This is a genomic window from Bacteroidales bacterium (assembly GCA_016709865.1).
Classification (GTDB): domain Bacteria; phylum Bacteroidota; class Bacteroidia; order Bacteroidales; family VadinHA17; genus LD21.
Genome location: JADJLX010000005.1, coordinates 720692 through 744433, shown reverse-complemented (window position 1 = coordinate 744433; position 23742 = coordinate 720692). Strand labels below are relative to the sequence as shown.

Below are 23742 nucleotides of genomic sequence, written 5' to 3'. Positions count from 1 at the left end.
CCCTGTGCCCCATGCCCTGTGCTCTGTGCCGTTAAAGAGGCATATTCCCATGCTTTCGTGCAGGCACTTTAACCCATTTATTATTAAGAGCATTTAATGCTGAGAGTATTTTTTTTCTGGTAAATGCAGGATCAATTACCTCATCAATGTAACCAAGTTCGTCGGCAATAAACGGATTCGCAATTTTATCACGGTATTTCTTGACAAGCTCCTTTTTGAGTTCTGCAGGATTCTTTGAAGCAGCAAGTTCTCTTCTGTAGAGGATTGCAACTGCACCATCGGGACCCATAACAGCTATTTCTGCAGATGGCCATGCAAAGCTGAAATCACCTCCCAGGTTTTTGCTGTTCATTACTATGAAGGCACCGCCATAAGCTTTTCTAAGGATTACTGTTATTTTCGGAACAGTAGCTTCACTGTATGCAAAAAGCATTTTAGCACCGTGACGTATTATTCCTGCATGCTCCTGGTCGGCACCCGGAAGGAAACCTGGCACATCCTCAAGAGTAAGTATCGGAATATTGAATGCATCGCAGAAACGGATGAATCTTGCACCCTTAACAGAAGAATCTATGTCAAGGACACCTGCCAGTACTTTTGGCTGATTTGCCACAACTCCTATTGTTTTTCCTCTTAATCTGGCAAAACCTGTCACCAGGCTGGCTCCGAACAACTCGGCCGTTTCAAAAAAGCTGTTCCTGTCAACGATCTGATTTATAACATCTTTAACGTCGTAGGCCTTATTCGGATCATCAGGAACAATATCTCTTAGTTTTTCATTATAGTCTCCAATTGATCCGTCATCAGCAACCACTGGTGGATTTTCCACATTATTGGAAGGAAGATAGGAGAGGAACTTTTTAAGAGCAAGAATTGTGTTTTCCTCATCATCGTAAATCATCTGTGCTACCCCGCTTTTTCTGGCGTGTACCTCTGCTCCGCCAAGGCCGTCTGAGGTAATGTCTTCATTAAGAACCTCTTTAACAACATTAGGTCCTGTAACAAACATATAGCTGGTATGATTTACCATGAATACAAAGTCGGTTAGGGCAGGAGCGTAGACTGCTCCACCTGCAGCCGGACCAAGTATTACTGAAATCTGGGGTATTATTCCAGATGAATGGATAATATTATGAAATATTCCGGCATATCCGCTCAGACTTGCTACACCTTCCTGAATTCTTGCTCCTCCTGAATCAATGAGTGCAATTATGGGAGAACCCATCTTCAGAGCCATCTCCTGGATCTTTGCTATCTTCTTTGCGTGCACGATACCCAAAGAACCTCCCATTATGGTGAAATCCTGAGCATAGGCAAATATGAGACGTCCGTTTACTTTTCCATGGCCAACAATAACTCCGTCGCCATACGATCTTTCAACTTTTCCGAATTCCACCGGCTGATCAGCAGGTGTTACGAAAGCATCTATTTCTTCAAATGTTCCGTTATCAAAAAGGAGATTGATACGCTCATAAGCAGTCAGCTTTCCTTTTGCATGCTGTTTTTCAGCCTGCTCCGGACTATATTGCTTTTTAATTGCCTCCTGCCGGTCGGTGAAGGCCTTATAATATTTACCCGATAAATCCATACCCTATATTTTAACCGTGTCAAAAATAGACATTTTCGGGGTTATTGCAAAAAAACCTTCGACCGTTTCGAAGGCTTTGTTTATAATATTAAGATAAACAGCAAAATAGCTAAAATTATTTTTCGACCGCTTTCAGTTCTAAGCTCAATCGTCTCCCTTTCTCCCTTTCTCTATGCTCTACGCTTTACGCTCTACGCTTTTGGCTCTGTGCTCTGTGCTCTGTGCCCGCCCTGTGCCCCCTATGCCGGTTTAAAAAGTCCCTCTGCATTTGATCCCATAAGTTCGGCCTGAAGTACTGTATCGCTTGCCTTGCTTAATTGTTTAATCATCGTGTTATTTACAACGGGATAATGTTTCATGCTCTCAAGTTTATCACCAATAAATTCAAGATCATCTTCAGTAATTGCCCAATTTACCGGATCATACTTCGTAAGATTTAATGGTAATGAGTAGGAGCGGAGTGACTTATCCCCTGCTGTATTGAAAAAGAAATCGAAATAAGACATTATCAGTTCACGTATGGAGCGGTATACCGGTTCCCTGAATCTTAATGATGTAAAATTTGATTTAGCAACCGCACCCCAGTGATTATTAACCTTATACACTGCAATTACATGATCATCATCGTTATAAGCCTTCATGTCGACGATTAATGGTGTATTACCATTAAACTGCATTACTGCGGCAGCAAACAATGCTCCTTCAAAGCAGTGTGCCGATCTTTTTTTTATCACAAATCTGGGTGATCTGCATTCATATACCGGATTATAGTCTATCGAATCAAGAAAACCCTGAATCTTATCCGGATTATTCAGGGTCTTTAAAAATTTTATTTCGTCTTTTGTCCAGTTCATTCTTACCTGTTATTTTGTTCCTGGTTCCTGGTTTCTGGTTTCTGGTTTCTGGTTACCGATTACTGAATACCGATTACCTGGTAACAAACACCCGGCACCCGGCACCTAAGTTAGCCTACTGATAATCCTCCTCATCTCATCATACTGCTCCTCCATACTCATGACAAGTCTGAGTTGTGCCCTTGCTCGCTGAAGGTTATGATGCTCGCGATGAATCTTGAAATAATTGTCACCATCTAAATAGTCGGTGAGAAAGCGCAATGCTATAGTGTAGGTGATTAGTTTCGGAGCAAATGCCAGATACTCCTTTTCTGTATTATTAAGTGTATTACCCGACTCAGACAGGTAGCCCTGAGCATAAGCCTTAAACAGGTCTATATTCATTGTTACTTTCGAAAGATCAGTCTCATCTTCAGATGCAGTGTTGGTGACAGTTCTGATAGCATCTCCGAAATCATAATGAACATATCCCGGCATTACTGTATCAAGATCAATCACACATAACGCCTTGTCATTTTCGTCAAGTAGTATATTGTTGAATTTTGTATCATTATGTGTTATTCTGAGTGGAATTTTACCTTCACTTCCCAGACGGAGAATGATTTTCATCTCATCTGCTCTCCTTAAAAACTCATCTATTTCGTAAGAAACTGACTCAGCACGGCCTGCTGGATTTTCACGGATCTTTAAGTTGAATGTCTCAAGGCGCTTTTCAATGTTATGAAAGAATGGAATGGTTTCATTAAGTGGTCCGCCCGGCATATCAGCCAGCATTGCCTGAAAACGGCCAATTGCTTTTCCTCCTTCAAAAGCTTTTCCCGGACTGTCAACAGTGTTATAAGACCTGTGATTGGATATAAAAATATACATCCTCCAGAAATTGCCGTCTTTGTCAGCAATCCAGCTTTTGCCATCTTTCGATGGTATTAGACTCAGACACTCTCTTTTAATGTCAGATCCCGGTATCTTTTTCAGTTTATCTCTTAAGTGAACCGTTACCCTTTCAATGTTTTGTTGTAGTTCAGGTATATTTTTGAATATCTTATTGTTAAGTCTTTGAATAATATAATTATCCTTCTCCGGCTCCCTGGTTTCAATTCTGAATGTGTCATGAATATGGCCGCTGCCATAAGGCTCACCATTCAGAAAAGTACCCTCAGTTTTAAAGCATTCAAATATTTCATTCAGATTATAAGCCATTTTATTTTCCGGCTTTATGTCCAATGAAAGCGTAGTACATTATAATAAGGTATGCAGGCACACATAACCAGTATGCACTCTGAGTTGAGAAATTCACTGCTAATTTCCCATATACCAGTGGAAGTATTGCTCCGCCGGCTATTGCCATAATAAGAAGTGCAGATGCGGTTTTTGTAAAACGTCCAAGACCGGCAAGTGCAAGAGGCCACATCGCAGGCCATACAAGAGCGTTTGCGAGTCCGAGCAGCGCAACGAACAGTACAGTGACCGGCAGAACCAGCTCTATTGATTTAAAAGTCATTATATCAATAAACGGCATTGTGAATACTGCTGTAGACGGTGTAAAAATGGCTCCAAGAGAGAAAATAACTCCAAGAATGGTAGACACTTTAAGTGCAGTTACCTGGGTGAAATACTTTGGAATGAACATAATTCCGGACAGATAACCAAGGATCATGCTGAAGAGTGTAAGGGAAGTATAATACTTTGCCGACTCCATATCCATTCCTATTGATTGCCCATACCTTATTATACTGTCGCCTGCAATAACTTCAACTCCTACATAGAAGAACAGGGCAACAACACCCAGAATAAGGTGAGGAAACTGCCATATACTTGTTTTTTTTGCATTTGCTTCTCCGCTTGTGGCATCCTCAGCATCAGTATCAACCTCAGGCAGGTGAGCGAACTTGAGCAGTAAACCAAGCAGCACAAGGATCACTGCCATAATAATATACGGCATTATAACTCTGCTTGCAAGTTCATCCAGTAATAAAGTACGTTGTGCTGCATCAGCAGCCTGTGCAAGCTTTTCTTCAAGAATCGTTGAGTCTTTCAATATTACACTTGCAAGAATAATAGGAGCAATGGCACCAGCAAATTTATTAGCAATACCCATTATGCTTATTCGTTTGGCAGCAGTCTCAGGCGGGCCTATAATTGTGATATATGGATTTGATGCAGTTTGAAGAAGTGCAAGTCCTGTACCTTCAACAAAAAGTCCCAGCAGGAAAAGCCCGAATGTTCTTGTCATTGCTGCCGGTATGAAGATCATTGCGCCGGCTGCCATTATCCACAAACCGATTGACATTCCGTTCTTAAATCCTGTTTTCTTAAGCAGAACTGAAGAGGGAAGAGCCATTACGAGATATGAAACATAAAAGGCAAATGTTACAAAATAGGCCTGAAAATCATTTAGTTCGCAGGCTGTCCTGAGGAATGGAATTAATATTCCGTTAAGCCAGGTTACAAAACCGAAAATGAAAAAGAAAAGGCCGATAATCGTTACAGAAAAAATGTAGTCTTTCCTGCTGATGGCTTTTGGAGAGTTGCTGGTTGTCATAATAGTATAGTTAATTATTACTGTTTTACTCTGAAGCTTTCAAAACTAATCTTTTTATCCGATTGAACCAAGAAAAAATAAATTTGTTTTTTTAGTTCAAAAGTTATAGAACTGTAAACTAATTGTTTTAAATTTGGAAGAAGTCTGAAGACGGAAGACGGAAGACTGAAGACGGAAGAATATCGGATTTCGGAATACTGGATTTGACTTCGGTCTTCTGGCTTCGGTCTTCGGTCTGTTTATAAGTTGCCACTTGATAATAAATTTTCAAAGTTATGCTCACTCAGGAAAAAATCACACGTGAAACAATCGAAGAAACAGGTAAAGTATTTGAGAAATTCGGACTTACACCCATGCAAGGGAGAATAATTGCTTATTTCACTGTTAGTGATCCGCCTGAGAAAACTTTTGATGAACTTGTGAAATACTTCAAAGCCAGCAAGAGCTCTGTAAGTAACTCACTTAATTATCTGCTTCAGAACAAAATAATTGATTATAAAACTTTCGCTTCCGACAGAAAGCGTTACTTCTACCTTACCGATTCTTTTTTCAGGGTTTATTTCATGAAAGTCCTCGACAATGTTACTGAACTCAAAGAATATGCTTACAGAACAGTATCTATGCGTACTCCCGAGTATCCGGTTGCAAGTGAGAAAATTCTGAAGTGGATTGAAAATGCCAACAGATTCCAGGAATCACTTGAAATTACATTGGAATCAGTTAAAACTGAGAATACAGGTAGGAATATTTAAGGACCAATTACTTTTTTTTACCACGGAGACACGGAGACCACAGAGGATCACAGAGTTCCTCCGTGTTTCTCTGTGCTCTCTGTGTCTCTGTGGTTTTATTTTGTATTTAATTATCCGGAAATTTCCCTCGACTTCATTCCAAGATAACCCCCATGGTGCCTCTTAGCGTAGTCTTTTGCATCGAATCCGATTTTTTCCATTAGCAAAACAACAAGGACATCACCAATAACTGTCATCACAGTTGTGGATGTGGTAGGAGTGAGGCCAAGTATGCAAACCTCTGCCGGAGCACCCGTAAGTATATAGCAATCAGCTTTTTCTGCCAGAGGACTATTCCCGTTACTGGTAATAACTATGACGGGTATTTGCGGATAAAGATGGTTTTTAAGTTCAATGAGTTCTATAATTTCCCGGGTTTTCCCTGAATTTGAAATTGCGAGTAATACATCGTTTTCCTGAAGAATTCCGAGATCTCCGTGTTGCGCTTCACTCGGATGTAGAAAAATTGAAGGAGTCCCGGTCGAGCTGAATGTGGTTGCAATGTTATGTGCAATCTGCCCTGCTTTACCCATTCCGCTTGTTACAAGTTTTCCGTTTTTGCCATGTACCTGGCGATGAATTATTCCTACAGCTTCTTCAAAACTATCTGTTACCGGAATATTATTTATAGCATTTGCTTCATTATTAAATATTTCTCTGATCTTATCTTTCATAATGTCCTCATAAATAAACTTATGCCAAAGTTATCAAAAAATATCACCATCAGATCAGAACTTTTGTAATTCTAAGGCAGGAACAATTATATTTAAAGTTATTTTTGTATACATCCATCAAAAAATTGATATGTTTAATCACGCAGCTGCTATAGGACTTGATATCGGACGAAACTCAATCAACATTGCTGTTGTTAAAATTGACGGTTCAATTGTTGCAGCCTCAGTTAGTGATCTGCCGGAAAAACAATCAAAGGACATTCTCGAAAAAGAAATAATCACAGCTATCCGTGATATCAGGCTCAAAGTAGCAGCTCTGGGAATTAACCCGATTTGCATAGGTATTGCAGCAAAGGGATTTATTGATCATAAAGCTGGTATAATCCTTGGTCCTGACAAGGGAATTAAGGACTGGAGAAATGTTCCGTTGGCACAGATAGTTAATAATGAAACCGGACTCCCCGTCTTTGTTGGAAATGACGCCAACATGATGACAATAGCAGAACACCGTTTTGGAGCTGCGAAGGGATTTAATAATGTCATTTTTGTTGCCCTTCGTACTGGTATCGGAGGTGGAATAATTATAAACGGGAAACTATACAGAGGCGTTAATAATGCTGGTGGTGAGGTGGGGCAGATGATAATTAACTATGATAAAGGGCTCAGCGATTTGGGCATTAGAGGTTCATATGAGTATTTTGCATCGGCTTCTGCCATGGTAAGAAGATATAAAGAGGAGCAGAAAAAACATGCAGGCAATACCACAGATTCCCCTTCATGCAAGGAAATATTTGAACTTAGTTATTCAGGAGATAAAACTGCATTAAAAATTGTTAATGAAAATGCTGAATTGGTTGGTATTGGACTGGCAAACCTCATATCAATATTTGCTCCTGAGATTATTGTTGTGGGAGGAGGAATGTCAGAGGCTAAGGATTCATATTTTTCAATGATCAAAAAGAGTGCTTTCGATAATTCACTTGAAAACTTCAGATCGACTGTCAGAATCGAACGGGCACATCTTGGATCCGCAGCATCGCTGATGGGAAGCGCATTTTACGGATTGACACGACTTGCAGGAAAAACTGTTTAATAAAACTTTGTTTATGAGATATTTGTCACCCAGGTTAATAGTAATATTTTCGTTCTTAATGTCAGCAAGTATAAATCTTGCTTATTCACAGCACAGGGCTGTAACTTCAGAAAATTTAAAAGAATGGGTTTCATTTCTGGCTTCAGATAATATGATGGGCAGACGTAATGGATCACCTGAGATGAAACTGGCAGCTGACTGGATTGCCGGAAAGTTCAGTGAGTCAGGACTTAAACCTGTTGCCCCGTCCCTTGATTTTATTCATAATTATACGTTTACATCTCGGCAAAATCAGGTAAATGAAAGAAATGTTATTGGTTTGGTCGAAGGATCTGACCCGGCCTTAAAAGGTGAATATATTGTGCTAACTGCTCATTTTGATCATGTAGGTATCAAAAGAGGAAGTAAACCTGATTCCATATATAACGGTGCCGATGATAATGCTGCCGGTACTGCGGCAATTATAGGAATAGCCAAAGCCATTAAAGAATCTGGCATCAGGCCCGGCAGAAGTATAGTTTTTGCTGCTTTCAGTGGTGAGGAGAACGGCATGAGAGGTTCCCGGAACTTTGTTGCAAATACCCTGATACCCATAAAAAAGATTTATGCTAATCTGAATTTTGAAATGATTGGCCATTCTGAATATCTTGGTAAAAAGAAATACTATATGACTGGCTGTCTTATGTCTGACCTCGATGACGCAGTCGGGGAGTATAACAGGAATTCAGGTTTTCAGCTGGTTGATACAATCAAACTGTCACATATTCTCTTCGGATCATCGGATAATATAGCTTTTTCCAGAATTTCAACCAGAGAAGGTGTTACGACCGGAATCCCGAGCGGAACATTTGCCACAACTACTATGGCTCCTCATATTCATAACGTTACCGATGAAGTGAGCTTATTTGACTTTGATAATATGGCTGACCTTGTTAATCATTTCAGCGGATTGGTTCTGTGGCTGTCTGACAGAAAGAAGGAAATTGTCTGGACAGACAAAAACTTTGTAAGGCCTGAATAGTAAGATGTTAAGTTATTAATAATAAGATTTTTGAGTTCATGAATGCCAGTTCATTTTTACCGGACAATAATACTAGTAATGGTAGCTCACGGCCATATGTTCTGGCTGCGACTTTTTTCAGTCTTTTGGCGATAGTCGGATTTGCACTATACGGATTGCCTTTCTATTATGATTTTATGAAGGAGGAATTCGGATGGTCAACCAAAGTAGTAACATCAGGCAACGCCCTGAGCAAGCTTCTCATAGCTCCCTTATTTGGATTTCTCGCCGGATGGATCATTGATCGCTATGGTCCCAGGAAAATGATGATGGCAGGTGCAATTATGGTTGGGGGAGCATTGATTGGACTAGGTTTCATGAGCTCACTCTGGATGTTTTACTTTTTCTATGTTTTCAATGCACTTGGTTATGTCTTCGGCGGCCCGCTTCCATGTCAGGTGCTCATCTCCCGGCGATTTGATAAGAACCGTGGTAAGGCAATGGGGATTGCATATCTTGGTATCGGGTCGGGATTTGTTATTGTTCCGTTGATTTCAGTTGCTCTTGAGAAAAATTTTGGCTGGCACTACGCTCTGGCGGGACTGGGAGTGCTGATTATACTAATTGCAGTGCCATTAGCTTATTTTTTGAAGGAACCGTCTGCAAGTCAGGCAGCTCCCGTCGAAAAACAATCTTCAGTTAAAATGAGTACTGTTTTAAAAAATAAGAATTTCTATCTGCTTGCATTTGGGAGCATGTGCTCAATAGCTGCGGTTGGCGGAACAAACCAGCATCTGAAGCTCTATCTTAGGAATCTGGAATTTAACCAGTCCGAAGCTGCAGCAATAATTTCACTGGTGGGATTCTCCAGTCTGGCCGGAAGAGTCTTAATGGGATGGCTTGCAGACCTGTTTCCCCGGAGAAATGTAATGATTCTTATTTATTTGCTTGTTGCATCAGCTATACCATTACTTCTTCTTCCGGAATTTACAGGGAGAATATACATTTTTGCTATAATATTCGGACTGGGGCTGGGTGGTGATTATATGATTATACCTCTTATGGCAGGTGACCTTTTTGGCGTAAAAACATTGGGCAGAGTTATGGGAATTGTTCTGGTTGCCGATGGAATTGCGGAAGCTACAAGCCCATGGATGGTTGGCGCACTGTATAATGAAGTATCAAAAAGTTATACTATTGGATTCACTGCATTGATTTTTATTGCATTGGCTGGAGCAGTAATAGTATCTTTTCTTCCAAAATCAGGACTTACCTCAACCAGTGCAGTCTCAGCATAAGAGTTGCCAGTTTCTGCCCGTTAAGTTGTAAACTGAAAATGCTTGTTATGAAAAGATTGTTTCTAATATTTGTTTCATTATCAATAATCTGGTTAAGTTGTTCCAGAAAAACTCCCGATAAAAGTTTACTAAGAGAAGAAGCACATTCAGATATTGAGTACATTCAGGATTACAGCATCAAATTTTACTCTGAGCCTGAAAACATTCTTATTAAGGCAGCTGCTGACAGGAATGGATATATCCAGATTCTTTCATCTCAGGGACTATTACGATTGAATGCAGGTCAGTTTTTATACCCCGGAAAACTTGTAAAGGACAGTCAGTACAAGCCAACTTCTGATAAAAAGGTGTCCGGAATTACAGTCTCGGATAGTCAACTTGTTTACATAGACAATAAGTCAGTTTTTAGTAATACCTGGGCTGGTAAATTGTATATGCCGCATATACTGTCTGATGCAAAAATACTTACAGGCGGAAATGATTTTGACTTTCTTATATCTGACGGCAGAAGCCTTGCATATCTGAGAGATTCCGGTGAGATCTGGAGAGGTTCACTTTCCGGAGAGGAAATAGTGGATATCAAATTCGATGACCGGAACGATCTTTTCTGGGTACTTGGCAAAGAATCAATTAATGTATTCTTCACAGGGAAAAGAATTATTGAAAATGTTCTGAGAGATAAGAGCCTTACGTGTATAGGATTGTTTAATAATAAAATTGTTGCCGGGACAACCGATGGTTATATTGAAATAGATACAAAAACCAGAAAGCAGGTTGGAAAAGTTAATAGAAAAATGCCATGGACTGATCTGACAGTAATTGCTGAGATTGATAAAAGTCTCTGGTTTGGTTCAACACATGGAGCTATGAAACTCCGGGAAGATGGCAAATTTGATTACTACGCTTCAGAAAGATGGCTTCCTTCAGATTCAGTTGTTCATATTGCCGGGGGACCAGGTAAATCTGTTCTTATACTTACCACCAGTGGATTAGCACAGATCTGCTTTAAGAATATGACTTTATCTGAAAAAGCAGAGTATTACGAATGGCAGGTTCGGAATCGTCATATCCGTAACGGTTTTAATGCAACAGTCTCAGGAATGCAAAATGGTGATTTAACAAGCGGAAGTCTGGAAGATTCAGATAATGACGGACTGTGGACTTCGATGTATCTCGCTGCTGAAGCATTCAGGTATAATGTTACCGGATCACAAGAGGCATTGCAGAATGTAAGGGAGTCGCTTGATGCAATGGAAAGGTTGTATACAATTAATAATATACCTGGATTTCCTTCACGCTCTTTTGAAAGAAGAGGGTATAAATATGACGACAAAGCCTGGCAGAGAGCAAAAGATCCTGAATGGGACTGGAAATCCACAACCAGCAGCGATGAAGCAATCGGACATATTTTTGCATTCGGTGTTATTGCTGAACTGGTTGACGATGCTTTTCTGCAAAACAAAGCCATAAGTCTGATCGATACCCTGATGTCAACAATTCTTAAAAATGATTTCTATCTGATTGACTGGGATGGAAAACCAACCCGCTGGGGTCGATGGAATCCTGATTATGTTAATTCACTTCATATTTCAGTTGGTGACCGCAAGATTAATTCATCCAATATTATAGGAATGTTACAGACAGCCTACCAATTTACAAAAAAAAAAAAGTATAGGGAGTCGGCCTTTGAACTTATGAATAACCATGGGTACTTTGAGAATCTGATGCGACCAATGAAACAGATAGGAGCAGCCCCGGATAGTGCTGATGCGATGAGCCGGATGCTTTCTGACGGGTGGAATCACTCAGACGACGAAATGTATTATTGCGGATACTGGGGCTTATACAGATATGCATTTAATGATACACTGAAGTTAAAAATAAGAGAAGCCATTATTGATCACTGGGAGACTGAAAGACCTGAAAAGGAGGGATTATGGAATATTATGACTGCATTAGCTGATGTTAAAGGAACAGACCTAAAAGAGGCTATATGGTACCTGCAGCAGTATCCGCTTGACCTGATAGACTGGTCTGTATCAAACAGTTCCAGAAAAGATATCGAAAGGATTGAACCAAACTTCAGAAATCAGACAATTAGCGAAGTTCTTCCGCCTGATGAACTAAGGATTAGCAGACACAACTCCAATAGATTTGATCTGGATGGAAATGGTGGCGGGACTTCTGAATACAGTGCCGGCGATATATGGTTATTACCATATTGGATTGGCCGGTATCTTGGTGTAATCAGTGGTCCTCATATCAATGGAAATTAATACAGTTATGAAAAAGTTTTTTAAAATAGCCGGATCTTTATTGTTGGTTTTAATCTTAGGATTATTCCTGTTTATTAGAGGAAATCTGAAAGATCGTAATCCAGATTTCAAAGCTGATATGAAGATTATTACCAGGGATTCTGGGAAGTTAAAAACTGGATTTGCAGCAATAAAGATAACTCCCGAAGTTTCGGACAGATGGACTGATATTGATAATAATGCAGAATATGATCCTAAAGCCGGGGACCTGTTCATCGATGGTAATGGTAATGGGATATTTGATCCGGTCTGGATAGCAGGATTCGGCAATAAAAGGGCAGCCAATGGAATTCATGATGATTTGTGGGCAAGAACAGTTGTTTTTGATGATGGAAGTACAAGAATTGCTATTGTATCATTGGATGTTATCGGATTTATGAATGATGATGTTATAGATGTGAGGAAACGGTTATCACCTGATGCAGGAGTTACATATACAATAATAACATCGACTCATACACATGAGGGACCTGATCTTCTTGGATTATGGGGAAATACACCATTTAAAAGCGGCATTAACAAGGAATATCTGGAGTATGTCAAAAATCAGATTGTTAAATCAATTGAAAATGCAGTTGCTAATATCAGGCCGGTAAGGTTAGAAGTGTCTGAAGATAAAACAGGAGCCATTGCATTGGTAAAAGATACACGCAACCCTCAGGTTTTTGATTCTGGTCTCAGGCTAATCCGGGCAATTGATAAAGAGACTGGCAAGACTTTAGGGTCACTTATCGCCTGGGGTGATCATCCCGAGACACTCTGGGGAAAAAATTTATTGATTACTTCTGATTTTCCTCATTATGTCCGCGAAGGCGTGGAAAAAGGGATAGGAGGCATCGCTGTTTATGTCAGCGGAGCACTGGGAGGTTTAATGACCACACACCCAAGTCTTGCTGTTAAAGATCCTGAATCAGGTGAGGAAATCAAAGAGCCTTCATTTAAAAAAGCTGCTGCTCAGGGTAAGCAACTTGCCCTTCTGGCTTTGAAAGCTATGGAAACTCCGTCAGAAAACATTGAAAAGGCAGGTATATCTCTGGTTGTAAGGACAATAACACTTCCTATCGATAATAACTTGTTCCGGCTGGCAACTGCGATAGGAACTCTCGATCGTGGCACAACCGGCTGTATGAATATACATACTGAGCTTGCTGTTTTTAACATTGGCACGATCTCTTTTGCCACTCTTCCTGGTGAAATTTATCCTGAGATCTTAAACGGTATGGTTGAAGCTCCTGAGGGCCGCGATTTCGAAATTGATCCTGTTGAAGTTCCGCCTGTCAGGGATATGATGCAGGGAAAGTATAAATTTGTTTTTGGTCTCGCAAATGATGAGATCGGTTACATAATTCCAAAAAGTCAGTGGGATGCAGTAGCACCTTTCACTTACAACAGAAATGATTCACCGTATGGAGAGGAAAACTCAATGGGAAGCGAGACAGCTCCGATATTGCATAAGAATCTCAGGGAGATGCTTCTGGAATTAAATAAGGTTGATTAAAAAAAATCAAATAGAGTTATATGAAATCGGGATTCAAAAAGAGGATATTGATTATTTTCCTGACCTTCATTCTTTTTTTCTGCCTTCTGATGCTGACACCACGATTCTATTCTTTTTTATTCCCTGATAAAATGCCCGTCGGATATCACTTTGTGGCTCTCGATTATCTTGCAGTGGCTGTCGGTCTGGAGGATCTGATAAATAAATCACCGGAGATTCCTGCCGAGATTGAGGAAATTAAAAACATAGAGTACAAGAACATATACGGGAAATCTCTTCAACTTGATTTGTATCGTCTTAAGGGAAAAAGCAAACCTGTTCCTTTAATTGTATTCATACACGGAGGAGGGTGGCGGGGAGGTGAAAGATCAGATTACCTGGTTTACCTTATACCCTTTGCTAAAAGCGGATATGTAACAGCAACTGTCTCTTACAGGCTCCTGGATGATGGCCCTTATCCTGCATGTGTGGAAGATATTAAGGATGCAATGCAATGGTTTTATGATCATGGTGAAGAGTATGGCTACGATCCTGACAGGATTGCTGTAGTAGGTGGATCAGCAGGAGGTCACCTTGCTATGCTCGCTGCTTATGGGTGGAACAAGAAATCAGTAAACAATGACAGCTTAATGATTTCTGAAAGCCACAGAATAAAAGCTGTTGTTGATATTTACGGCCCGGCTGACCTGACCACAGAATATGCCAGGAACCATACTCTGGTAACATCTTTTCTCGCTAAATCTTATGATGAATCTCCCGAGGTTTATTTAGAAGCATCACCGGTTAATTACCTCGATAAAAGCGATCCTCCCACTTTAATACTTCAGGGAACTTCGGATGATCTGGTTCCGGCGAGTCAATCGGTTTTATTGAAAGAACGGTTAGACACTCTTGGTGTGCCTGCTGAATTATATTGTCTTCCATTGTGGCCTCATACTATGGATATTGTTCAGCGGGTGAATGATTTCTCACGACAGAAGATGGACGCTTTTTTCAGAAAATACCTGGATAACTGAAACTATTGAATAATTATATAGGCGGGACTGTAATTACCTGATATTTATATTTTTTCTCTGTAGTTCCATTAATGGGCGGTATCCGATGAGGATGATTTTTTCTTCTTTTATAAGTTTTTTCATATCCTCATCATTTGTAAATAGATCTGCTTCCTGGATACGTGTTCGCCAACTGTTTGTGATTGCCTTCAGTTCATCGCTTTCTTTGGAAGCATGTACATAAAGTTCTGTTACTCCGGGCTTAAGGTTTTTGACAATGTTTATCCAGAATGATTTAACATCCTTGTAATTATCAAGTTCTTCATATACAAAATAATCAGTAAAGACCAATCCTTTTTTCTCAAACTGTTTCCTTACTTCCGGAAAACCAAATTTTTCCATTGTTGACTGAGCCGCCATGCGGAGAGGAAGGTTGAATTCAAGTGCAAGTTGCTCATATACCTTCAGATATTCCGGATTCAGCTGCATTGTTCCCATATGTGAGTCAATGTGAGTTATGTTTACTCCGGCATTCAGGGCTTTCCTGATCTGGGCACGCCCTTCGGTCAGTGCTTCTTCTGGTGTTGAGTGAGAATAGACCTCTTCAATACTTCTCCACAGGTATCCTTCAGAATCTAACAGCCCTTTAACACTTGCGTCAGGAGCCACTGGTCCCCAGCGATAAAATTTCCATTCAGCAGTATGGGTAAGATGCACTCCAAAGTTTTTCTCCGGGTGAGTACGTGAGTATTCTGCTATCTCATTGAACCATGGGCATGGGGTCATAATGGTTCCTGATGTTATTAACCCTTTCTCCATACCCTCTATAACTGCAAGGTTTGCTGAATGACACATTCCGACATCATCACAATTTATAATGAGAAGTTTGTCAGTTGGTTTATAACCAAGTTTTTCAGCCAGCGACTGTGAAAAGCAGACACTATTTGTTGCTGATATCAGGGCAATAATCAGGTAACAGAATGTTTTAGTTTTCATGCTGTGTTATTTATATTTTTTATTCAATATAGAATTCAGCTCTTCTAAAGCCTGTTCCACTTTAATACGCTCTTCCTGCTTGAACTTGCGAAGAGGAAAAGCAGTATAGTCATTACATATTTCCATGACCGACAATGCACATTTTATACCTTTTATTATGCGCGAATTATACCTTCCAATATTATAAATGGTATTTTCCATTACCATCAAAATATCACGAAGCTCTGCTATTTTTACAAGGTTTTTGTCAAGTGATGCATTATATAGATCTACAAACAGTTTGGGAAACATATTAGCCCCTCCTGCAACAGCACCGTGTCCGCCATTAAGTATTGTTTCAGGAAGAAATAATTCGGTTCCTGTGATTATGGAAAATTCAGGTGACCCTTTAAATTCATTAATTATTGAATACATATACGACATATCGCCGGAACTGTCCTTGATACCTATGGCTCCTAAATCTTTACCCTTCTTAATAGTCTCAATTGACATGTGGAACTTGGTACAGCCTGGCATATCATACATTAAGAAAGGCAGTGGTAATTCTGGAACGATATTTTCAAGATATTCTCTCATCTCTACCTGCGAAATAGGCATGTAAAAAGGAGGAGCTATAACGACACCATCAAGTCCCCATTTTGCAGCATGCTCAGCTATTTCAAGCGAATCATTGAATGAGGTATCTGTTATGCCTGCTACAACCGGAACTCTTTTGCTGACCAGTTCACTAACTTTTTTTATAAGTTCCTTCCTTACAGGATAACTAAGGCTTGATGATTCACCGGTGGTTCCTAGAATAAAAAGTCCGTGTACACCACCTGATAACAGATGCTCTATAAGCTTTTCAAGTCCTTCTTCATCAAGAGTATTATTGTCAAGTAGCGGAGTAACAACAGGCGGAATAATTCCTTTTAGCGGTAGATTCATAGTCTTTTAGTCTTTTAGTCTTTTACTTCCTTTTTTCGATATTAAGTTACAAAGATTGAAAGAATATCATAGATCTGTGATTGATTTTTTATATTGAATCTTGCAATGGTTGGTTTTGAACCTACTTTGATTGTAAATCCGCTTTTAGGAATTGCCATGAAAAGATCTTCATCAGTTTTATCATCACCCACTGCAAGAATAAAATCATATTTACGTGTTTTTATTAATTCTGAGGCTGCCGTACCTTTATCATATAGAATGCTCTTTACCTCCAAAACTTTATCTCCATCAAGCATTTGGAGTTTTGATTCACTATTTAACAGATCACCCAGGTCATCTTTTAATTCATGTATCCTAAGTGTTGCAATTCCTTCATCAGCATTGCGATAATGCCATGCTATTGAGGCATTTTTTTCCTCCACCAATGAACCGCTGCATCGGTCGACATAATTGTTTAATACAGGAAGTAACTTATTTTTCCAGGTAAGATCAATCTCGATGTTATTCATCCATTCTCCCCCCGGGTACTTTATATAAAAACCATGTTCTGCTATAAGAATTACGTCAAGGTGTTTGAACTGTTTTTCTATGAAGTTTCGCTCTCTGCCACTAATTATTGCAATAGTGTTTCGTTTATCATCTGACATAGCCCTCAGAAGGTTTTCCATCTTTCTGTCGAGCAATGCCATTTCGGGTAGCAGGGCGATAGGTGTAAGTGTACCATCGTAATCGATAAGAAAAATCCTCTTTGATGATTTTTCATATTTTAGCTTTATATCTTTCAATGTATTGTCATCAAGATATTTCACCTGCATTTTTTTCTGTTCATTTTTTGTATAATCGATTTGGCTGAAAAAGTCAGCTGCCCAGGTAAATACACTGTAACGTTTTAACCTGTATTGCATCTTTAAAATTTTCCATTCTTTCTCTTCTGCCGTCATCGACAGGGCTTTGTCAATAGCATCCGAGGTTTCCTTAACATCCGTAGGGTTTATGATAATGGCTTCATTAAGCTCAACAGCGGCACCTGCCATTTCGCTTAGAATCAGCATACCTTTGTTTTCAGTCTGACAGGCTACGTATTCTTTAGCAACCAGATTCATTCCATCGCGAAGTGGTGTAATTAATGCCACATCACTCAAGTTATACAGGGCTACAAGTTCATTAAAGGGAATTGATTTATACTGATAGATTACCGGTCGCCAGCTGAGATTGCTGTATTTCCCGTTTATCCGACCAACAGTTGACTCAATTTCTTTCTTAATCTCACGATAAGTGTCTATATTATCCCTCGATGGAATAACAACCATATTAAAAATAACCTTGTAATGCCATTGAGGAAAATTTTCAAGAAAACGTTCAAATGCTTCAAGCCGGTTTATTAAACCTTTTGAATAATCAAGTCTGTCGACTGAAAAAATAAGCTTTTTGCCCGCAATATGCTTCTGAAGTTTCTTCTTTTGAATTATAGTTTTTCCATTGGAACATGCATCGTGAAATTTGTCGAAGTCTATACCAATTGGAAAACCATCTGCCCTGCAAAGCCGGTTGTCGACATCAATGTAGTTTTGATCAGTTTTATATCCAAAAGTCCGTTTAATTGATTTTAAAAAATGTTGCGTGTAATCATTTGTGTGGAACCCAACTACATCTGCTCCGATCATTCCTTTCAGAATAGCTTCTCGCCAGTGCTTGGGAAATAGTCGGAATATCTCAAATGATGGGAATGGAGTATGAAGGAAAAAACCAATATTAGCGTCAGGGAAGGCCTTTCTTATCATCTCCGGTAAGAGAAAAAGATGATAGTCATGTATCCATATGAAATCGCCGGGTTGAATGATCTTGTTTAATGTTTTAAAAAACAGATTATTTGCGATATCATATGCTTCATAATACGCATTGTCATAAAATGCCTGCTGCGGGAAGTAGTGAAACAATGGCCAAATTGTCTTATTGCAGAATCCTCCATAAAAATTATCATTTACCTTTTTTGGTAACTCTACAGGGTAGAGATCGAATTTAGGATTTAAATTTTCTACGCCAAGCTTTGAATCGCCTGTCCCAATCCAGAGAATCTTGGATGTAGTTAGCTTTTCAAGGTTCATTTTCTCAGATAATGATAAAATAGCTGATACAAGACCACCTGAGTTCTGCTGTGCAATATATTGATTTTTCTTTTTTACCAGCTTAAATGGCAGCCTGTAAGCTACTATTATAATGCGTTTATAATCAATCTGTTCAAATGTCTTCATAAGTTACAGAAATATTGGTTTGTCAAGTTTTTTCGATAATCTGTAAACAGCATTAACGAGGCCTACATGACTATATGTCTGAGGGAAGTTGCCCCATTGACCATAATTTTCGTCAGCATCTTCACTGAAAAGCCCTAGATGATTAGAACATTTATTTAATGTTTCAATCACGTTAAATGCTTTTTCAATCAATCCAACTGCGGCAAGGGCTTCTGCATACCAGAATCCGCATATTATAAAGGAAGTTTTTGGTTTTCCTAAGTCGTCCTGTAAATATCTGTAATATATTCCCTCTTTTTGAAAAAGTTCCTTTTCGTGTGCTTTAAGATGTTGAAGTGCCCTGTCACTGTCCGGGTGAAGATAATTCATTGTTATCAGCTGAAGATTGCTGGCATCGAGAAAGGTGCTGCCGACAGATTGCATGTAGGCTTTTTTAGGTGGATAGTAACATTTTTCAAGATAAACAGTTGATCTTTCAACTAATAACTTTGCTTTTGCAATTATATCATTTCGGTTAACTATTGTGCCAATCTTTATAGCAGCCATACAGCCAGCCCAATGAAACAAATATGTATAGGAGTGGAGTTGATTAGTTGTGCCAAATTCCCATAAGCCTGAATCAGGGACATCCATAAACTCTTCAATCCGGTTAAGAAGCCAATCCGTTATAAACTCCGATTTTTTGGTGTCTAAGTAATTGAGTCTTTTATCAATAAACAGAGGCAGGAGACTAACCAGAATCTGACCATATACATCATTTTGAGTCTGGTATGTTGCGTTATTACCTGCTTTTACAGGTTTGTTTTTCAAATAACCCTCCAGCATTAATATTTTTTCATCCGGGACCCTTTCCCCAAGAATGGTGTATAATGGTTTGATTAATTGTTTTTCATTTAGCATTATATTCTCAATAAAGGCAAAGTACTTCTCCAGTTCTTCAAAATGGCCAATATTATTAAAAGCATTAAGGGTATAATATGTATCTCTCATCCAGCAATAACGGTAATCCCAGTTGCGATGCGATTGGTCAAATTCTGACAGGCTTGTTGAACCTGCAGCAATTACTGCGCCTGTATCTTCATATTGATGAAGTTTAAGAACAAGTGCTGACCTTATAACTTCATCCTGATAAATAGAAGGGATTGATGTTGATTTTACCCAGTTTACCCAATATGCCCTGGTTTTATTAAGAAATATTTCCACAGTCTCAGCTAATGGAGCTTCTAAAGGTGCACCATAACTAAAAACCAAATATTGAGACTGATTTAGCACAAATGCCTTTTCTCCAATGATGTAATTAAGCGGAATATCTGTTGTGAGTCTTACCTGGCTGCTTAAATTAAGATACCTGATATGATTGCTCCCCGCTACTGTTTCAGGATTTTGTTTTCCGTAATTATCAACTGGATGGCACTTTACTTTTATTAATGGGTTTCCCTCAATTATTTCAATTTTCCTGAATAGCATCAGGGGTTTAAAATATCTGTCATACTGACTAAAACGAGGTGCAAAATCTATCACCCTGAACTTACCTTCAGACATCTCGAATTCGGTGGAAAGTATGTTAGTATTCTTAATATAGTACTGTTTCGACTTATATCCTACATTTGCCGGCCTGATACTGAACTCACCACCCTTTTTCTTATCCAGCAGAGATCCAAAAACAAAGCTGCTGTCGAACCTTGGCAGACAAAGCCAGTTAACATTGGCATCGGTGTCAATAAAGGCCAGGAAGGAACAATTTCCTATTACTCCAAAATTATATTTGTTCATATTGATTTATTTTTTGATTCGATAGCCTGGTGAAGCACCACCTGTGGGAAAGGTATTTCAATACCCTCCCTGTCAAAAGCAATTTTCATTCTTTTACGAAACTCTCCACTGATTTCCCATTGTTTAAGAGGTTTTGTATCACCAAGTATTTTAACAATGATTGAAGAGTCGGCAAAACTGTCAACCCGTAAAAATTTTGGCGGACTTATTATTGAGTCCTTAAAAAGGGGATCTTCAGCCAGTTCAATTCCAGTCCTGTTTATTACTTCAATAACATGCTCCAGATTAGAATTGTATGCTATTCCTATATTTATATTTACTCTTGCGAACTGTTTTGAAAGGTTTGAAACAATTTTGATTTCTCCATGCGGAATATGGTGTACAGTTCCATCTAGATCTCTGAGTGTTGTCATTCTGAGACTAATATCCTCTACAAGTCCACCTGTATCATTAATATTTATTACATCACCTATCCGATACTGATTTTCAAGAATAATAAACAGACCTGATATTAGATCTCTTATTAAATATTGCCCTCCGAAACCGAATGCCAGACCAACAATACCTGCACCAGCCAGGATCGGGCCAGTTTCAATACCAATTTCCTGCAGGAACATCATAATTGCCATTACCAGAATAACAATCTTAATCCCTCCATTAAATATACGTATTAGCGTATCTTCGCGTTTCTTTTCAGCTTCCACAGACATCATACTGTCCCGGACCACAGCAATCCTAACAGTTCTGATTATAATTCTTTTGGTAATCATATTCAAGAGAAATGCCCCCAACATTATTATGGCAATTTTAACTCCATGTGCCATAAGCCATGGTCCAATTTGAATGCTGACTGTTTTTAAATACTCTTCCATGTTGCTTGCTAATATAAAGTATACGCCTGATTCGATTAATTGTTCAGGTTTCAGGTATTTTTGATCCTGAGTTGAAAATATTACCTATGCTATTATATTGATATTCAAACGATTTAAGAATTTTACATCTGAACTCAGTAGTGATAATATTTCTGTTTTCTTGACTGCGATGGTAATATACGAAATAAAGTTGTAAATCACTATTTTATTGATCATTCCACCGTTTTCAATTTGAGATTGGATAATAGTTTTTTAAGCAAACGGCTCAAATATTAGATTTACTAAGAGAAAAATCAGATATTTGCCTGGACTAATTTAGAAACAGAAACACTTATGACAAGCCGGCACCGGCCTATTCCTACACTACAGGATTGCCCGATTCTACTACCTTTCATAGGCCTAATCAACCGATCATATTCTGTTGGCAGACAGAGTTTTTCCAGAGGGTTTCTTGACCGGGTTTTTACTGCAACTATAACTTCAGAGCATCCTTTTTCCAACAATATTATGGCGCGCTTTATCTTTATTTTAAATTCAAATGGAGAAAGTAAGCAGAAAATTGTGCCATTCTTGTTAATTGATGACAGGACTTTTAAGAGTCATTTCATCCCTGAACATACCGGTCTTTATTCCTTCTGGGCTGAGTTTTCAATGGATAAAGGTACGACCTGGATCAGAGACAATGTTCCCGATGCCTGGATCCTGATCGATCCTCCTCAGATTGACGGGCTGCGTCTATATACACTTATTCCTAATGTTTCCGGGACAATAAAAGACTGGAAAGAAGATCTTATCCGGATAAAAGGTATGGGATTCAATGCTGTGCATCTGCTCCCGGTAACAGCTCTCGATAGCTCTGAAAGTCCTTACTCCGCTAAAGATTTGTTTGATATTGATACAAGTTATCTTGAAATCGGGAGCAAAAATGATAGTCTTGTACAGATTGAAGATTTTGTAGATGAAGCAAAGATGCTGGGCATAAGTCTCTGCTTTGACATTGTTATGAACCATGTGGGGACTAACAGTAATATTGCAAAAAAGGCGCCTGATTGGATTATACCTGATCATAATAAACCGGATGGTTTTCTTCGAGCAGGATATTGGTCTGAACGTGGTTGGCTGGAGTGGGATGATCTTATTCTTATTAATTATGAACATCCATCGGCGAGAATCAGGAAAGAGATATGGGATTACATGACAGAGTATGCATTGTTCTGGGCTAATTATGCGAGTGAGACGGGGGGGTTTATTCGTTTCGATAATCTACATAGCAGCGACCCAAAGTTTGTACAATCCCTCGCTGAATCACTTCATAATGAATACCCTGATGTTGCAATCCTGGGAGAATTTTTTACCGACGAAACAAACCTTCTGCAAAAGAGTGTGCAGTGGGGATTAAATCTAAATCTTGCCACACCATGGAATTACAGGTTTGTACCTCAATTGCGTGATTATCTTAATTACATCCACCGTTCAACAAAACATCTAAGATACTTTATGCCTGTTACAACTCACGATTCAGGTACCCCTTATCAGGAATTTGGAAGTGTTGAATCAACCATGCCCAGGTATGTTTCAGCTGCATTAATGGGTACAGGAGCTACTGGTATTACCCAGGGAGTTGAGTATGGAATTACAGAAAAGATCCAATTTATTGGAAGACAAACAAAGATGAAGTTTCCGGATGAAATCAGATTTTCTGATTTTATACTTAAGGTTAATTCAATTCTTGCAGAATATATAGCTTTTCGGTGTGGTGATAACTGCTTCTTTGTGGATAAGGGCCATGATGCAATAATTGCAGTTTACCGGTATGACCCTACAAAGGAGTCTTCAGGATTTCTTGTTATCTGTAACTTTGATATTTTTAAATCTCAGGAGGTAACAATAGATTTGTTGTCTTTTATTGGGGTAAGAGATCCTTTACAATCTATTGATTTGTTGAGTGGTGAAAATCATGAATTTCTACAATCCCAAATAAACCTGTTCCTTCAGCCATGTCAGGCAATGGTTTTGAAGATTCATTGATAAATAAAAAGAACAGGGACATGCCATGACATGTCCCTGTTGCGTGAACCTGGAGGGACTCGAACCCCCAACCTTCTGGTCCGTAGCCAGATGCTCTATCCAATTAAGCTACAGGTCCTGTTTAATCGAGCGCAAATATAATAATATATTGCAAAAAAAAGTACTTTAAGTAAGCGAAAGTTTGGAATGTTTCAACCCGAAAACAAAATCAGTAATAAAAACGTTTTCACTAAGTACTTTAGGCAT

The 23742-nt window shown here is 39.1% G+C and carries 18 protein-coding genes and 1 tRNA gene; 8 read left to right on the top strand and 11 right to left on the bottom strand.

Annotated features, from left to right (window positions below; translation table 11 throughout):
- Positions 1–31: 31 nt before the first annotated feature.
- From IPJ16_11790 to IPJ16_11775, 4 genes are all read right to left on the bottom strand, one after another.
- The gene (locus IPJ16_11790) at positions 32–1588 is read right to left on the bottom strand and encodes an acyl-CoA carboxylase subunit beta (protein MBK7627849.1); all 1557 of its coding nucleotides are present in this window, start codon (positions 1586–1588) and stop codon (positions 32–34) included.
- Positions 1589–1827: 239 nt separating this feature from the next.
- Complete coding sequence (locus IPJ16_11785) at positions 1828–2442, bottom strand: hypothetical protein (protein ID MBK7627848.1); 615 nt, start codon at positions 2440–2442, stop codon at positions 1828–1830.
- Between the two features lie 105 nt (positions 2443–2547).
- The gene (locus IPJ16_11780; protein MBK7627847.1) at positions 2548–3642 is read right to left on the bottom strand and encodes an aminoglycoside phosphotransferase family protein; all 1095 of its coding nucleotides are present in this window, start codon (positions 3640–3642) and stop codon (positions 2548–2550) included.
- Position 3643: 1 nt separating this feature from the next.
- On the bottom strand, positions 3644–4984 hold the full coding sequence (locus IPJ16_11775; protein MBK7627846.1) for a sugar MFS transporter: 1341 nt from the start codon (positions 4982–4984) through the stop codon (positions 3644–3646).
- A 275-nt stretch (positions 4985–5259) separates the two neighbouring features.
- Here IPJ16_11775 and IPJ16_11770 point away from each other — a divergent pair, with 275 nt between their 5' ends.
- Positions 5260–5736: a MarR family transcriptional regulator gene (locus IPJ16_11770; GenBank protein MBK7627845.1), complete on the top strand. Its 477-nt coding sequence runs from the start codon at positions 5260–5262 to the stop codon at positions 5734–5736.
- A 110-nt stretch (positions 5737–5846) separates the two neighbouring features.
- Here the strand turns inward: IPJ16_11770 and IPJ16_11765 are convergent, their stop codons facing one another.
- Positions 5847–6449 carry an SIS domain-containing protein gene (locus IPJ16_11765; protein ID MBK7627844.1) on the bottom strand — a complete coding sequence of 201 codons (603 nt, stop codon included), beginning with the start codon at positions 6447–6449 and terminating at the stop codon, positions 5847–5849.
- A gap of 130 nt (positions 6450–6579) precedes the next feature.
- On the opposite strand from IPJ16_11765, the gene IPJ16_11760 reads away from it, so the two are divergent.
- The 6 genes from IPJ16_11760 to IPJ16_11735 are packed head-to-tail and all read left to right on the top strand — an operon-like array spanning position 6580 to position 14669.
- Entirely contained in the window at positions 6580–7542 is a 963-nt protein-coding gene (locus IPJ16_11760; protein MBK7627843.1) for an ROK family protein, read from the top strand.
- 58 nt (positions 7543–7600) lie between these two features.
- Positions 7601–8563: a M20/M25/M40 family metallo-hydrolase gene (locus IPJ16_11755; GenBank protein MBK7627842.1), complete on the top strand. Its 963-nt coding sequence runs from the start codon at positions 7601–7603 to the stop codon at positions 8561–8563.
- A gap of 38 nt (positions 8564–8601) precedes the next feature.
- Positions 8602–9840 carry an MFS transporter gene (locus tag IPJ16_11750; GenBank protein MBK7627841.1) on the top strand — a complete coding sequence of 413 codons (1239 nt, stop codon included), beginning with the start codon at positions 8602–8604 and terminating at the stop codon, positions 9838–9840.
- 47 nt (positions 9841–9887) lie between these two features.
- The gene (locus IPJ16_11745; protein MBK7627840.1) at positions 9888–12116 is read left to right on the top strand and encodes a hypothetical protein; all 2229 of its coding nucleotides are present in this window, start codon (positions 9888–9890) and stop codon (positions 12114–12116) included.
- A gap of 7 nt (positions 12117–12123) precedes the next feature.
- On the top strand, positions 12124–13653 hold the full coding sequence (locus tag IPJ16_11740) for a neutral/alkaline non-lysosomal ceramidase N-terminal domain-containing protein (GenBank protein MBK7627839.1): 1530 nt from the start codon (positions 12124–12126) through the stop codon (positions 13651–13653).
- Positions 13654–13673: 20 nt separating this feature from the next.
- Positions 13674–14669 (top strand): alpha/beta hydrolase, encoded by a 996-nt coding sequence (locus IPJ16_11735; GenBank protein MBK7627838.1) that lies wholly within the window; start codon positions 13674–13676, stop codon positions 14667–14669.
- A 33-nt stretch (positions 14670–14702) separates the two neighbouring features.
- On the opposite strand, the gene IPJ16_11730 is transcribed toward IPJ16_11735, so the two are convergent.
- From IPJ16_11730 to IPJ16_11710, 5 genes are read right to left on the bottom strand one after another with little or no spacing between them, the layout of a single operon-like run.
- Positions 14703–15644, bottom strand: coding sequence for a polysaccharide deacetylase family protein (locus IPJ16_11730; protein MBK7627837.1), 942 nt, complete (start codon positions 15642–15644; stop codon positions 14703–14705).
- Positions 15645–15650: 6 nt separating this feature from the next.
- On the bottom strand, positions 15651–16571 hold the full coding sequence (locus IPJ16_11725; protein MBK7627836.1) for a dihydrodipicolinate synthase family protein: 921 nt from the start codon (positions 16569–16571) through the stop codon (positions 15651–15653).
- Between the two features lie 41 nt (positions 16572–16612).
- Complete coding sequence (locus IPJ16_11720; protein MBK7627835.1) at positions 16613–18823, bottom strand: bifunctional alpha,alpha-trehalose-phosphate synthase (UDP-forming)/trehalose-phosphatase; 2211 nt, start codon at positions 18821–18823, stop codon at positions 16613–16615.
- Positions 18824–18826: 3 nt separating this feature from the next.
- Positions 18827–20596, bottom strand: a complete 1770-nt coding sequence (locus IPJ16_11715; protein ID MBK7627834.1) for a glycoside hydrolase family 15 protein — start codon at positions 20594–20596, stop codon at positions 18827–18829.
- Complete coding sequence (locus tag IPJ16_11710) at positions 20593–21468, bottom strand: mechanosensitive ion channel family protein (GenBank protein MBK7627833.1); 876 nt, start codon at positions 21466–21468, stop codon at positions 20593–20595. The genes IPJ16_11715 and IPJ16_11710 overlap by 4 nt, the downstream gene beginning before the upstream one ends.
- Before the next feature lie 507 nt (positions 21469–21975).
- Here IPJ16_11710 and IPJ16_11705 point away from each other — a divergent pair.
- On the top strand, positions 21976–23496 hold the full coding sequence (locus IPJ16_11705) for a hypothetical protein (GenBank protein MBK7627832.1): 1521 nt from the start codon (positions 21976–21978) through the stop codon (positions 23494–23496).
- Between the two features lie 44 nt (positions 23497–23540).
- Here IPJ16_11705 and IPJ16_11700 read toward each other — a convergent pair.
- Positions 23541–23614 (bottom strand) — tRNA-Arg (locus IPJ16_11700).
- Positions 23615–23742 lie beyond the last annotated feature (128 nt).

Excerpts from the sequence above, each read along its gene's own strand:
- IPJ16_11790 (MBK7627849.1), bottom strand. The coding sequence starts at position 1,588 with ATGGATTTATCGGGTAAATATTATAAGGCCTTCACCGACCGGCAGGAG.
- IPJ16_11785 (MBK7627848.1), bottom strand. The coding sequence starts at position 2,442 with ATGAACTGGACAAAAGACGAAATAAAATTTTTAAAGACCCTGAATAAT.
- IPJ16_11780 (MBK7627847.1), bottom strand. The coding sequence starts at position 3,642 with ATGGCTTATAATCTGAATGAAATATTTGAATGCTTTAAAACTGAGGGT.
- IPJ16_11775 (MBK7627846.1), bottom strand. The coding sequence starts at position 4,984 with ATGACAACCAGCAACTCTCCAAAAGCCATCAGCAGGAAAGACTACATT.
- IPJ16_11770 (MBK7627845.1), top strand. The coding sequence starts at position 5,260 with ATGCTCACTCAGGAAAAAATCACACGTGAAACAATCGAAGAAACAGGT.
- IPJ16_11765 (MBK7627844.1), bottom strand. The coding sequence starts at position 6,449 with ATGAAAGATAAGATCAGAGAAATATTTAATAATGAAGCAAATGCTATA.
- IPJ16_11760 (MBK7627843.1), top strand. The coding sequence starts at position 6,580 with ATGTTTAATCACGCAGCTGCTATAGGACTTGATATCGGACGAAACTCA.
- IPJ16_11755 (MBK7627842.1), top strand. The coding sequence starts at position 7,601 with ATGTCAGCAAGTATAAATCTTGCTTATTCACAGCACAGGGCTGTAACT.
- IPJ16_11750 (MBK7627841.1), top strand. The coding sequence starts at position 8,602 with ATGAATGCCAGTTCATTTTTACCGGACAATAATACTAGTAATGGTAGC.
- IPJ16_11745 (MBK7627840.1), top strand. The coding sequence starts at position 9,888 with ATGAAAAGATTGTTTCTAATATTTGTTTCATTATCAATAATCTGGTTA.
- IPJ16_11740 (MBK7627839.1), top strand. The coding sequence starts at position 12,124 with ATGAAAAAGTTTTTTAAAATAGCCGGATCTTTATTGTTGGTTTTAATC.
- IPJ16_11735 (MBK7627838.1), top strand. The coding sequence starts at position 13,674 with ATGAAATCGGGATTCAAAAAGAGGATATTGATTATTTTCCTGACCTTC.
- IPJ16_11730 (MBK7627837.1), bottom strand. The coding sequence starts at position 15,644 with ATGAAAACTAAAACATTCTGTTACCTGATTATTGCCCTGATATCAGCA.
- IPJ16_11725 (MBK7627836.1), bottom strand. The coding sequence starts at position 16,571 with ATGAATCTACCGCTAAAAGGAATTATTCCGCCTGTTGTTACTCCGCTA.
- IPJ16_11720 (MBK7627835.1), bottom strand. The coding sequence starts at position 18,823 with ATGAAGACATTTGAACAGATTGATTATAAACGCATTATAATAGTAGCT.
- IPJ16_11715 (MBK7627834.1), bottom strand. The coding sequence starts at position 20,596 with ATGAACAAATATAATTTTGGAGTAATAGGAAATTGTTCCTTCCTGGCC.
- IPJ16_11710 (MBK7627833.1), bottom strand. The coding sequence starts at position 21,468 with ATGGAAGAGTATTTAAAAACAGTCAGCATTCAAATTGGACCATGGCTT.
- IPJ16_11705 (MBK7627832.1), top strand. The coding sequence starts at position 21,976 with ATGGCGCGCTTTATCTTTATTTTAAATTCAAATGGAGAAAGTAAGCAG.